This is a genomic window from Flavobacterium gelidilacus DSM 15343, from assembly GCF_000422685.1.
Lineage (GTDB): Bacteria > Bacteroidota > Bacteroidia > Flavobacteriales > Flavobacteriaceae > Flavobacterium > Flavobacterium gelidilacus.
Map to the genome: position 1 here is coordinate 294144 of NZ_AUGN01000004.1, position 12708 is coordinate 306851.

General features: G+C 28.0%; 16 protein-coding genes. 8 read left to right on the top strand and 8 right to left on the bottom strand.

What is annotated here, in order from left to right:
- Positions 1–36 precede the first annotated feature (36 nt).
- Together G507_RS0104205 and G507_RS0104210 are read left to right on the top strand one after the other, a co-directional pair.
- Positions 37–483 carry a FixH family protein gene (locus G507_RS0104205; protein ID WP_026716313.1) on the top strand — a complete coding sequence of 149 codons (447 nt, stop codon included), beginning with the start codon at positions 37–39 and terminating at the stop codon, positions 481–483.
- Between the two features lie 124 nt (positions 484–607).
- Positions 608–1309, top strand: coding sequence for a sulfite exporter TauE/SafE family protein (locus G507_RS0104210; protein ID WP_026716314.1), 702 nt, complete (start codon positions 608–610; stop codon positions 1307–1309).
- Positions 1310–1352: 43 nt separating this feature from the next.
- Here G507_RS0104210 and hemN read toward each other — a convergent pair whose 3' ends face one another.
- The gene (hemN, locus tag G507_RS0104215) at positions 1353–2717 is read right to left on the bottom strand and encodes an oxygen-independent coproporphyrinogen III oxidase (RefSeq protein WP_026716315.1); all 1365 of its coding nucleotides are present in this window, start codon (positions 2715–2717) and stop codon (positions 1353–1355) included.
- 135 nt (positions 2718–2852) lie between these two features.
- On the opposite strand from hemN, the gene trxA reads away from it, so the two are divergent.
- The 3 genes from trxA to G507_RS0104230 are packed head-to-tail and all read left to right on the top strand — an operon-like array spanning position 2853 to position 3808.
- Positions 2853–3155, top strand: coding sequence for a thioredoxin (trxA, locus tag G507_RS0104220; RefSeq protein ID WP_026716316.1), 303 nt, complete (start codon positions 2853–2855; stop codon positions 3153–3155).
- A gap of 35 nt (positions 3156–3190) precedes the next feature.
- Positions 3191–3577 (top strand): rhodanese-like domain-containing protein, encoded by a 387-nt coding sequence (locus G507_RS0104225; RefSeq protein WP_026716317.1) that lies wholly within the window; start codon positions 3191–3193, stop codon positions 3575–3577.
- A gap of 18 nt (positions 3578–3595) precedes the next feature.
- Positions 3596–3808 (top strand): YgaP family membrane protein, encoded by a 213-nt coding sequence (locus G507_RS0104230; protein WP_026716318.1) that lies wholly within the window; start codon positions 3596–3598, stop codon positions 3806–3808.
- A gap of 31 nt (positions 3809–3839) precedes the next feature.
- On the opposite strand, the gene G507_RS0104235 is transcribed toward G507_RS0104230, so the two are convergent.
- The 4 genes from G507_RS0104235 to G507_RS0104250 all read right to left on the bottom strand — a co-directional run bounded on the left by G507_RS0104235 (position 3840) and on the right by G507_RS0104250 (position 6499).
- Positions 3840–4298, bottom strand: coding sequence for an RNA methyltransferase (locus tag G507_RS0104235; RefSeq protein WP_026716319.1), 459 nt, complete (start codon positions 4296–4298; stop codon positions 3840–3842).
- Positions 4299–4480: 182 nt separating this feature from the next.
- Positions 4481–5188: a DUF4339 domain-containing protein gene (locus tag G507_RS0104240; RefSeq protein WP_026716320.1), complete on the bottom strand. Its 708-nt coding sequence runs from the start codon at positions 5186–5188 to the stop codon at positions 4481–4483.
- 17 nt (positions 5189–5205) lie between these two features.
- Entirely contained in the window at positions 5206–5562 is a 357-nt protein-coding gene (locus G507_RS0104245; RefSeq protein ID WP_026716321.1) for a hypothetical protein, read from the bottom strand.
- Positions 5563–5605: 43 nt separating this feature from the next.
- Positions 5606–6499 (bottom strand): phospholipase A, encoded by an 894-nt coding sequence (locus G507_RS0104250; protein WP_026716322.1) that lies wholly within the window; start codon positions 6497–6499, stop codon positions 5606–5608.
- A gap of 308 nt (positions 6500–6807) precedes the next feature.
- On the opposite strand from G507_RS0104250, the gene G507_RS0104255 reads away from it, so the two are divergent.
- From G507_RS0104255 to G507_RS0104265, 3 genes are all read left to right on the top strand, one after another.
- Positions 6808–7503 (top strand): LytR/AlgR family response regulator transcription factor, encoded by a 696-nt coding sequence (locus G507_RS0104255; protein WP_026716323.1) that lies wholly within the window; start codon positions 6808–6810, stop codon positions 7501–7503.
- Between the two features lie 271 nt (positions 7504–7774).
- Complete coding sequence (locus G507_RS0104260) at positions 7775–7984, top strand: hypothetical protein (protein WP_157496482.1); 210 nt, start codon at positions 7775–7777, stop codon at positions 7982–7984.
- Between the two features lie 48 nt (positions 7985–8032).
- Positions 8033–10069: a tetratricopeptide repeat-containing sensor histidine kinase gene (locus G507_RS0104265; RefSeq protein ID WP_026716325.1), complete on the top strand. Its 2037-nt coding sequence runs from the start codon at positions 8033–8035 to the stop codon at positions 10067–10069.
- Positions 10070–10101: 32 nt separating this feature from the next.
- Here G507_RS0104265 and G507_RS0104270 read toward each other — a convergent pair whose 3' ends face one another.
- Genes G507_RS0104270 through G507_RS0104280 form a run of 3 tightly spaced genes read right to left on the bottom strand, consistent with a single transcriptional unit; the run spans position 10102 to position 12708 of the window.
- Positions 10102–10527 carry a DoxX family protein gene (locus tag G507_RS0104270; protein WP_026716326.1) on the bottom strand — a complete coding sequence of 142 codons (426 nt, stop codon included), beginning with the start codon at positions 10525–10527 and terminating at the stop codon, positions 10102–10104.
- A gap of 7 nt (positions 10528–10534) precedes the next feature.
- Positions 10535–11518 (bottom strand): alpha/beta hydrolase, encoded by a 984-nt coding sequence (locus tag G507_RS0104275; protein WP_026716327.1) that lies wholly within the window; start codon positions 11516–11518, stop codon positions 10535–10537.
- 5 nt (positions 11519–11523) lie between these two features.
- Positions 11524–12708, bottom strand: coding sequence for an ABC transporter permease (locus tag G507_RS0104280; protein ID WP_026716328.1), 1185 nt, complete (start codon positions 12706–12708; stop codon positions 11524–11526).

The following is a 12708-nucleotide window of genomic DNA, read 5'->3' on the forward strand; positions in this document are numbered from 1 at the left end:
GAATATTTAGATAATTCATTATAGAAAATAAAAAAAATGAAAATTAATTGGGGAACAGCAATAGTTATAGCTTTTGGACTATTCATTACATTCATCTTATACTTTGTGTTTAAAGTACAATCAGATTCCAAATATGATAATGAATTAGTTACAGAAGATTACTATAAAAAAGAACAACAAGTTCAAGGAAATATAGAAAAACAACAAAGTGCTAATAAATTGGTACAAAAAGTTGTGGTTAAAAAATCAGCTGAAGGATTAACAATTGTTTTCCCATCTGATTTTGATTATAAAAACATTAAAGGAAAAGTGTCCTTATACAGACCATCAAGCCAAAAATTAGATTTTGAAATTCCAATTTCATTATCTTCTTCAAATTTGCTCATACCTAATAGTAATTTGGTTGGTGGTCTTTGGGACATTTCTGTAGATTGGTCTTATAATGATTCCAACTATTTAAATAAAGAAACAATTTATTATTAGAATTTAAAATATTAGAATTTAAAAAAAGGTGTGCTTTTAGGTAATGGTGATTCTTAATTAGTTTATTGGTTATTAGTATTTATTTTAATCCATTATCTAAAACACACTTTTTAATTTTAAAAAAATGATTTACTCAGCTATCATATTAGGGTTAATAAGTAGTTTTCACTGCATAGGAATGTGCGGTCCAATTGCTATGATGTTACCTGTTGATAGAAATAATCCTGCTAAAAAAACATCTCAAATTTTCACTTATCATTTAGGAAGATTAACAGCTTATTCAAGTTTAGGATTGTTATTTGGTTTATTGGGAAAAGGATTATTCATTGCCGGATTACAACAACAACTTTCAATTATAGTAGGTTTATTAATGATACTTGTAGCAATTGTTCCTGAAAAAGTTTTTGCTCGTTATAATTTTTCAAGGCCTGTTTATAAAGTAATTTCCAACGTAAAATCAAGTTTAGGAAAACAATTCAAAAACAAAAGTTATAAGTCTCTTTTCACAATTGGCTTACTTAATGGTTATTTGCCTTGCGGAATGGTTTATGTGGCTTTATTTGGCGCAATTGCAATGCAAAGTGTATCATTGGGAACATTCTATATGTTTTTGTTTGGTTTAGGTACTATTCCTATGATGAGCGCTGTAGTTTATATTGCTAATTTCATCACACCAAAAACAAGAAACACTATTCAAAAAGCTATTCCAATTCTAACTATTTTAATTGGAATGTTATTTATAGTAAGAGGTTTAGGGTTAGATATTCCATACATTTCTCCAAGTAATATGAGCCTGTTTGTGCAACCAGAAGCGAATTGCCATTAGTGTTGATAGTTAGATAGTTCGAAAAATCCAAAAATCTAACAATCTAAATCGTCATTGAAAACAATTGTGTTTGTGGTGCATTTCTAATCAATCGTAAATCAAAAGCCATACAAATATTACGCACATAAGGTTTTCCTTTTTCAGTAACTAGTATTGAATTTCCTACTATAGCTAACAAACCATCTGCTTTCATTTCCTGAAGATTCTTTATAACGTCATTGATTTCTTTGAACTTCATAGCATCATCTTCCCAAGAAGTAGTAAACTGACACATCAAATTTAAGATATGTTTTCTAATGATTAAATCTTCATCCGTTAATAAATGACCTCTAAAAACAGGTAATTCATCTTTTTCTAAACGAGTATAATAATCTTCTAAAGTCTTTTCATTTTGAGCAAAAGCATACCAACTATCGCTAATAGAGGAAACCCCTAAGCCTATCATCAACTGTGTTTTTGATGAAGTATAACCCATAAAATTTCTATGTAATTTTCCTTCTTCAAACGATTTGGTCATGCTATCTTCTTTCAAAGAAAAATGATCCATTCCAATTTCGATATAATTATTTTTAGCTAACTGAATTTTACCTTTTTCATACAATTCACGCTTTTCATCATCTTTTGGCAAATCTTCGTCTTTAAAACCTCTTTGGCCGTTTCCTTTTATCCAAGGCACATGAGCATAACTATAAAAAGCTAATCTATCTGGTTGTAAAGATTTTGTTTTGTCAATTGTATCCAAAACGTCTTCTAAAGTCTGAAAAGGTAATCCAAAAATCAAGTCATGACCAATAGAAGTATAACCAATTTCTTTTGCCCAAAAAGTGACTTTTGCAACATTATGAAAAGGTTGAATTCTATGAATAGCTTCTTGAACTTTTTCTGCATAATCTTGAACTCCAAAACTAACTCTTCTAAAACCCAAATCGTATAAGGTTTGTAAATGTAAGCGTGTTGTATTGTTTGGGTGACCTTCAAAACTGAATTCATGTTGAGGTGCTTTTTCAGCTTTCTCAAAAATTCCGTTAATTAAGCGTTTTAAATTTTCAGGAGAGAAGAAAGTTGGAGTTCCGCCACCTAAATGAATTTCTTTAATAATTGGTTTTTTAGATAATAAGTCACAATATAATTTCCATTCTTTTAAAATTGCATCTATATACGGATGTTCTACTTCATGACGTTTTGTAATTCGTTTGTTGCAACCACAAAAAGTGCATAAACTTTCACAAAAAGGTAAATGAATATAGAGACTTATACCTTCAGTAATATTTGATTCATCAAATGATTTTTTAAATGAAGCTTCCCATTTCTCTACTGAAAATAATTTTTCTTCCCAATAAGGAACAGTCGGATAACTTGTGTATCTTGGTCCAGGAACATTATATTTTTGTACAAGCGTTTGCAACATGACTATTTTAATTTACTCAAAAATAGTGTAGGTTTTTCAAATTAAAAATGATAATTATCATATTTGAGATTTGTAACATTTATTACATATTTAGGTCGCTTAATGTCGTAAATTTGTTTTAAACAATTAAAGATTATGAACGCAAAATTTAATGAAATAATAAACCAAAGTCAGTTAGTACTAGTTGATTTTTATGCTGATTGGTGTGGACCATGTAAAATGATGTCACCCATTTTACAAGAAACAAAAACTGCTGTAAAGGATGCTGTAAAGATTATTAAAATTAATGTTGATCAGCATCAAGATTTGGCTGCTGAGTTTATGGTGAGAGGAGTTCCGACCTTTATGCTTTTTAAAGAAGGAAAGATGCTTTGGAGACAATCTGGAGTTTTAAGCAAAAATCAATTAGTAGAAATTATTAATCAACATAAAAATTAAATAAATTTTTAGTATTTTTATAAAAAATTAAAAGGATGAAAAATATATTTTTAAGTTTAAGTGTTTTATTAGTAATGGCTTGTTCATGTGTAAAACAACAAGAAGGCGTTAATTTAGTAGATTCTAATAAGTTTGAAGAACAAATGAAAGAATCAACTAGCCAAATAATAGATGTAAGAACTACAGAAGAATTTTCTGACGGGCATATTGTCAATGCAGTAAATATGGATGTTACTTCTGACGATTTTGAAGCTAAAATTGCATCTTTGGACAAAGAAAAACCGGTTATGGTTTATTGTAAATCTGGAGGAAGAAGTGCTAAAGCAGCAGCTATTTTAAGAGACAATGGCTTTAAACAAGTATATGATTTAGATGGTGGAATGATTGGCTGGAATGCAGCAAGCAAACCTATTGAAAATTAACTAAAAAACTAAAAGGCTATGAAAAAAAATGTAGGAAATGGTGATAGATTTCTAAGAATTATGATAGGAATTATTGCGCTAATATTAGTTATGGGTAATGTCGTTGAAGGAACATTAATGTGGGTTCTCTTAGTAGTAGGGATTTTAATGGTTGTTACTTCTTCAGTTCAATTTTGCCCAGCTTATACAATTTTTGGAGTAAATACTTGTAAAGTTAAAAACAAAAAATAAAATATTAACCGAAATGTAAGTTTCGGTTTTTTTATGACCTAGGTTTATTAATTCCTCTATCATAAAGTACAATGCTTCCGGCAACAGCAACATTTAAACTCATCTCTGATTTAAATTTTACCAAAGCATGGCATTTTTCAATAGCAGCTTTCGTTAATCCGTTATCTTCTGCGCCTAAAAGATAAACACAACGTCTTGGGTGATGAAATGTTTCTAAATGTTCGGCTTTTTCATCTAGTTCAACTCCAACCAAACGAGCACCTTTAGGTAGGTTTTTAAAGAAATCTTCAAAATTTTCGTAGTGAAAATAAGGCATAGATTTTACTGCATTATGTGTGTCACTAGCTTGTTTTGCATATCTATTTCCTATAGTAAAAATAAAACTTGCTCCTAAATTTTGAGCTGAACGCCACAAAACGCCAAGATTTTCTGGAGTTTTACCATTTTGTATTCCAATACCGAAAAATTCATTTGTGAAATTATCATTCATATTGCAAAAATACGATGTCAAAAATTAAGATGTGCTATTTTATGTTTTTTTTACTAGTAACAAATTAAGAAATATTAGAAATTAATATTTCTTAAACCTCAATTCCTTTTGACTTATATTTACTAAGTAAAGTAAAACATTTTTTATTTTAAAACCTTAACTTCTTAATGGTTCAAGATTAATCAATTCAATCGAATTTCAATTTCGCGTTTTTCTAATTTTAAGAGTTCAATTTTACGGTGCCAAATTTCAATTTCGTAAACTGCATCATTAATTTGCTGTTCCTTTTTTTTTGCCGAACGAAAAATTCTATATCCTTTAGCTTTTTCTAAATCATCTTTTGCGTCTTCTAATGCTTTATAACTATTTGAAATAGCATTTAAAATCTCCTTATAAGTATCTTCATCTGCTTTTATTCGCGATTTATTAAATCGATCTTTTTCGGCTTCACCTTTTTCAGTTAAAATTTTGGATTGTTCTTCTAACTTTTGTTTTTGGCTTTCAATCTTTTTTAGGTAATTTTCTTTTTGAGTTTCTTTATTAGCTTTCTCAATATTAATTATTTTATTGGATTGATAATTCATAATAATTAAGGTGAACAAAACGATAGCAAATCCTACTATAACTAAAAGGACATTTCTTTTGTTAAAACCTAAAAAGTTATCTTTTGGTTCTATATAAATAGGTTTCTCATTAAGATTAGAGGCTTGAATTGGTGATGGTAATTCATTTAAAATGGGTTTTAATTCATCAATTTCACCAGCAGTTTTCCAAGTATCAAAACCTTCACACCAAATTGGAGTAAATGATGTTATTTTTTTTGCTTTTAATTCTTCAATATTAAATGGACCAACATTTACATTGTTTTCATGTAAATAATATAATTTCATTTTGTTTTATTTTATTTTTACTGAATTACGATTTGTTCTTCTTTTGTTGCAATAATTTCGGGTTTTCCTTTATACATTTTAACAATTCCCGTTATGCAAACTTTTTTGTTTTTTAAATGAGTTGGAATGTTATAACTAAAATTTACTAAGTCTTTTTCGAATATTACAACCACAAACTTCTCCTTTGGATAAGGATTCCCAAAATTAATAAACGTAGTTTTCTTGGTTTTATTGGATACAAATATACCTTGTACTTTTGCACAAACTGTAACTTTCTTGCCTTCATAATGTTGCAAACTGTCAATAGAAACGGTTTGAGAATAAACTAAAGTAGTAGAAAAAATGAATAGTATTATTAAAAAATTATTTTTCATTATCTATATAAATTTAATTTAAAAATATGAAAATCTTTTTAGATTACCAATTAGCAAATGATATTCCAATTCCCAATGTTGTTTGTCTGTGATTATAATCCAATAAAGTTTCTCCGTAACCATGAAAAAACTGCGCTTGTCCTCTAATGTGTCCTTTGATAGGAAAAACGTAATTTAGTTGTATTCCTCCTCTTTTTAATGATGTTAAGGGGTGAGTTGCAATTGCATAAAATTCATGTTTTAAATAGTGATAGCCAACATAAACTTCAGAATCTCCAATATATTTAGTGATTTCTGGATTTTCATCATCTTCATCTTTAAGACGAATCCATGGTTTAAAATTTACTATCCAATCATCACTTTCATAACCGATATTAAAAATAATTCTATTCCAACTTCTCGAATTGGGTAAATCTTTTCCATTAGATTGATGATTTAGAGATAAACCAACATTCCTTATGTTTCCTGTAAAAAGTTTAGTTTTTAATGGGAAATTAAAGATTACCTCTGGTTCATAATTTAATTCTCTAAAAGCTCTTGAGAACTTTTTGTTATACACTTGCCAATGTGCTTTTTGAGTATAACCTACCCAAATATCTCCTAAACCAAAAAAAGCAGATTGAACAATTTTTGTTTTAAAACTTATCTGAAATTTAGCTTCAAATTTATTATAATCATCAATTTCTGTAGCTGAATAGTCTGGGTTTTCGCTAAAAGGTTTAGAATTTGGTTTACTTGTCCATCTTCCAGCAGTAACATATATTGGTCGATAAGAAACTAATTTAAATGTTCCTTTTTTATCGATACTATCTAATTCCCAATCTTGAGAAAGTGTCTTTTTAATTATTAAGTTGTCTAAAATATTTTGAGACCATATATTTTGACTATTATATAAAAAGAGTATTATAATTAAATAGAATTTGGAAATTCTTAGCATTAATTTTGTTTTATTATTTGATGGGCTAAATTAAGTAAAATTTGGTACATTAAATTAAGTTTTTTTAACTTCAATAAGTTAATTTTCAGTGCCTTTTATCTAAATATCTATTTTAACAATGTTTTTTTTAAAGAAATATAATTTTAATTCTAGCTAGTACTTTACTTGAAATGAGTATCCCATTATATTAAAAAAACATTTTGTAACTAATTTGCTTTAAAGATAAGGCATAAACCGTAAGTGTTTTACGGTTTAACCGTATTGAATAACCGTTTTAGGAGATTAATTTTGTTCAAAATTAATAACTAGTGCTTAATTCCTATATTATTATTGATTCAACAAAAGCAGTTGAAAATCATATGAATGATTTTCAGCAATTTGTTGATTTTGTATGTGTAGGAGTTTATAGTGATTTCGAAAATGCACTTAATGCGATAATTGAAAAAAAGCCTGAACTTATCTTTTTTCATTTTACAGATGATATACCTCTTCATTTTATACTAGAACTTCAACGTTATATCGAACACTTACCTTATATAATAGCTATAAATAAAGAAGATAAAAACGCCTATAAAGCTATTAAATATGGAGTAATGGATTATATCTTATTACCATTAACCATATTTGAAATTAGAAAAGCCTTCTTGAAATATGGAATGTTTTCTAAAAAATCAGTACAAGAAAACTTATGTATTAAAACCAATAGCGATTATTATTTTATTCCTTTTGAAGATATTGTTTATCTAATGGCTGACAACAATACGACAGATTTCTATTTAAAAAATGGTAAAGTAATTTCTGGATTCAAAACATTAAAGTTTTTCCAAAGTCAATTGCCTTTTTATTTTTTTAGAATTCACAACAGTTATATAGTAAACATTAATTATGTGAGTAGGATAAATATTAGTAAATCTGATTGCTATTTGTTTAATAATGAATACAAACTTCCTTTTTCAAGAACTTATAAAGACAATATTGAAACCATTATTCGAAGAATTGGTTAATAAATATTGTCAGTTACATTAAATTATAGGTTACTTACTTAAACCATAATGCGACTTACTAATTGTCACTTGGTTTATAGTTCATTTTCTGAGAGGTTCAATAAATTTGTACTGTTCAAAACAATTAAAATTTGATGCATTGTTAGTAATTAAAGAAAGGGAATTCTTTAATTATTATTAGAAAGGTTTCCCTGCCTTTGTATATAAATATGTGTCCAATAAAAAATTTGAATACAAACCCCAAAAAAAAACAAATCTAAATTTACCTATTATGAAAAAATTTTTAACATTAGCCGCTATTGCATCAGGATTATTTATTGTTTCATGTACTGCTGAAACTGAATCAATTGAACCAACTCAAAACTTAAAAGTTAATCAAAATATTGACGAATCTATTTTTGCAAGAGAAGGTGATTCTCTAGGAGACTCTAGCACTAAAACTGTAGAAGGTGAACCATATATCAAAAAAGATAAAGACTAATTTAATTATAGTTTCAATTAGATTTTATATATTTGATAAAAAGAAGATTTGAGAAATAAATATTTATATCTTTTCATTTTATTACTTACCGCTTTTTTAATTTCTTGTTCAAGAAAAGAAATAAAAGATAATAATCTAATTGCATTTTTAGGTTCAGAAAAATATGCTTTGTCTTCTAATGAAGACAAAGCCTTTTTTTTAGATTCAATTTTAAAGAAAATTGATAATATGCCTAATGACACTTTTGCTAAAAACTTAACACTTAAGTTATCTGCGGAATACTATTATTTAAAAGACAATAAAAAATCTTTTAACCTAAGTAAAAAAGCTTTTGATATATCACAAAAACTATCGGATTCAGTTGGAATGGGTAGAGCTTTATATTACATGGGTGATTGTTATGAATTCACAAAAAAAGACAGCGCTTACTATTATTATAAAGAATCAGAGAAAATATTCAGATTACTAGATAATAAGGGAAAGTTAGCGAAAGTCTATTTTAATAAGTCATATTTGCTTTTTTATGAAGGAAATTACGCTGAAAGTGAACTGGAAGTTATAAAAGCTTTACAAAACTTAAGCAATTCTACAAATTACAAGTTAAAATATTCATGTTATTCACTTCAAGGTTCTATACATAACGAATTAGAAGAATATGATAAAGCTTTATATTATTTCCGTTTAGCAGAAGAAGTTTATTATGACTTAAGCGAAGACTATAAAGACGATATCGAATCAATATATGATTATTATGTTTTAAATGTGATTAACTTATGTAATATATATGATAAAAAAGGAGCATACAAAAAGTCAATATCTGAATTAAGTAAAGTAAAATCCAAAGAATTAAAAGAGAAATGGCCAAACCTTTACAACCTAGTAATTGGAAATTTGGCTTATTCTAAAATGAAAAATGGAGATCTTGATGAAGCAAATAAATTGTTTGAAGAAGCACTTTTCTTAAATAAAAACAACAAAAATGATAAAGGTTATCTCTACAAGATCTTATATTATGGAGAATTTCGTCTAATTCTAAAAGATTCATTAAAGGCTAAAGAGTATTTTAATGAGGCTTTAATGTTATCAAAGCGTTTTAATAGTGGTAACGAAATTCTTAAATCATTAGATTTTTTATCAAAGGTAGATTTACCCAAAAGTGCCTATTACAAAAATGAGTATATAAAGGTGAGTGATAGTATTATAAGACAGCAAAGATCAAGTAGTAATAAATTTGCTCGTATTGAATATGAAACTAATAAGCTTGAAAGTGCAAATGAACAATTAATTAAACGAAATTTTAATCTTCTTTTAATTGGTTCTTTTTTAATAATTGCTTTTTTGATTATTTTAGGAATTAGACATAGAAAAGCACAGAAAAGAGAAATTGAATTTTTAGAATTAAGAAAAGCTGCTGATAATGAATTATATGAATTAGTTAAGGAGAATCAAATTCAATTGGTTAAAATCAAAGAAAATGTTCAAAATAGGATTGCAAAAGAATTGCATGATGGTGTTATGAATGATATTTATAGCGTTAGATTAAATCTCGGATTTTTAAATAGTTCTGATGATGAATTTACTAAAGAAAAGCGATTAACACATATAACTGAACTTCAAAAAATTGAACGAGAAATAAGAGACTTATCACACGATTTAGATCATGAAACAGATTTTAATCAAATAGATTATAAATATTTATTAAACAAAGTTGTAGAAACAATAGATGAAATTTCTCCAACAGTATATTCATGTAAAATTGAACCATCAATAAAATGGGATAATTATAGCTCTGTCATCAAAATTAATATTTATAGAATTTTACAAGAGCTATGCTCAAACGTTAACAAATATGCTAAAGCTGAAAATTGTACGATTATACTAACAACCTCAAAAAAATTACTTACTATTTCTGTAATCGATAATGGAATTGGATTTGATACCTCAAAAACAACAGACGGTATTGGTATGAAAAACATTAAGCAGCGGATAAATACTATCAAAGGTAAAATTGAAATTATTAGTAGCGATGGAAATGGCACTCAAGTTTTTATTAAAATACCAAAGAAAAAAGTTAGTAAGAAATAAGGAATTAACATTTTTCCTTTTTTAATAGAATTTTATTCTTTTCTCATTTTCCAAGCTTTCCAAGAACCAGCAGACCATAAAGCCCAAACAATTAATACAGGTTGAAAAAACAACCGAATTAAACGTGCTCGATCCGAATCTAAAGCACCAAAGGCATCTTTACCATCTAGGTATTGAGCAATATTTCCTGGAAAAACTAGAATAAAAAATAGTGCAAGTGCTAAGCCAATGTTGGCACGTTGTGTTTTCCAAAATAATAAGGTAAGACCTAATCCAATTTCTACTATTCCAGATAAGATTACTACTAAATCTTTGCTTAATGGAATCCAATCAGGGACTTGAGCTTGAAAATCAATTCGATTAAAAGTCAAGTGACTAAATCCAGCGTAAATCATAAAAAGTGCTAATAAGACTCTAAATATATTTTGAATAAGTGTTGTTTTTACTTCGTTTTTCATAATCATATTATTTAATTATTTTTTTTTTAATCCAATCAAACATTTCTTTGTAAACCTTTTCTCTTACTGGTTTCTTTGAAAGCACTAAATCGTGAAGTCCTTTTTCAATCTCAATAACCATTACATTACCAGTAAGTTTATTAGCATATTTTTTAATCTGATGCACATCTAAAACTGCATCAGCTTTTTTATAGTTTTCAGACCACTCTTTTTCATCTATAGATTTATCACTATGCATCACAAGAACGGGCACATCTATAATAGTATGTTGTCTTATGTTTTTTTGAGCTATATGAATTGATCTAATAAACCCTAAATTCACTTTCGGTATATTATGAGGTTTCCATACCAAGGAATAATTCCATTCTCCCTGCTTTCCTATATGAAGACTGTGACCATAGTATTCTGAAAAACCAGCTGATATCTTAATGTTAGGAAAATAATTACCCAGAAATGAAAGAAGGGGAATGCCTATTTGACGTTCCAAGAAATTTAAATTAAATTCATAAAATGGACTGTTACAGATTAAACCATGAAAAAGATTGCTATTTAAATGATTTACCGCGTAATTAGTTAAAATAAGACCACCAGTAGAATGACCTTTTATAATTACTTGATGGTTTTTTTCTAATTTAATTATTTGTAAGGCAAGGTCTATTTCTTCATCATATTCCAAAAGAGAACGGACATTATTAAGTTTTTGATGGCTTAAATAAGATCGTCCATATTTTCGTAAATCCAAAGCATAGAAATTAAATCCTTCTTCATTAAACTTTTTAGCCATTTCTTCCTGAAAGAAATAATCATTGAAACCATGTATATATAAGATGGCTTTTTCTGACTCGTTTTCTGATTTTCGACGGATTAAATTAGCTGTTACCTTACCCTCATAATCATCAGAAAGTATAAGTGTTAGTTTTTGAAACCCATCACCAAGAACATCGGGATCATAATTATTATAAATCTTTTCTAAAGCACTTTCCTCTACCATCTTAATTAATTTTGTTCGAGATTAAAGTCTTCTTGTGTTCTTTTGTTATGCTTATAAATTTTATACTGAAGTAATAGCACCATAGTTATAAAAGAAACAAAAATTATAAGCAATAATTTATTAATTTCTGGAGCAATAGATGATACGTTTCCTCCGTAAAAGGCTATCTTTCTAAAAGCACTTAGAAATTGTGTTAAAGGAATAAATTGTGCCACATTCGATATAGCATCTGGAAAAGCTATTGTTGGCCATGTAAATCCACTAAGTACAAAAGCTGGTGTAGATATAACCATTAGAAGTTCTGTTGCCTTTAGTTGACTAGGAATTGCTAAAGAAAACAACATACCAATAAACATAGACGCTAATGTTAATAGTGTGACTAAAATTAACATGGGAAAATTAAAGACATCTGCCTCAATTTGAAAGTAAGGAATAAACAAACTTACAATTGCCCACATTATAGGAATCATTATAAAAAAGGGTGTAGATTTGACTGCAATATGGTAAAGAGAAAACCTGCTTTCTTTTACGAGACTTCCAAAATAATTATCTTCAAAGTCTCTTGAAAAAACTAAGGCCATTGCTAAAAAAATAATTTGTTGCATTATGGCCGCAAGCATACCAGGTAGCATAAAAGTTACATAGTTTCCTGTTGAATTATAAAGCTTATTAAAATTAATTTTGAAACTTTCATAAGATGCAACAGCTTGAGTAGGGTGTAAGCCCGTTTTCTTTAAACCTTCAATTTCAATTCCGGCATTAATGGTCATTAAAACCGACTGAATGGCTTTACTTGCAGTATTGGCATTTACAATGTTTGCCATGTTTAAATCAACTTGTATTTCGGGATGCCTTTTTTGAAAAATATCAGCTTCAAAATTTGTTGGAAGTGTTATGATAGCTGCATATTGCTTTATGGGCATTTCTGCAAGGATATGGCCTGTACTATAGCGAACGTCACTGATCATTAAGACTTCATTGTCTGAAAAAGCATCAATTATCTTGTCAGAAGCTGGGCTATTGTCTTGATCTACAATAACAATTGGTAAGTTTACGACTTTACCTTGTTGATAGACGTAACCAAATATAAATCCATAGAATATAGGTGCACCAATAAAAATGGCTAGCAAAACATTGTTTGAAAAAATACGTGAAAATTCTACTTTAACTAGTCTAATAAAATCTTTCAT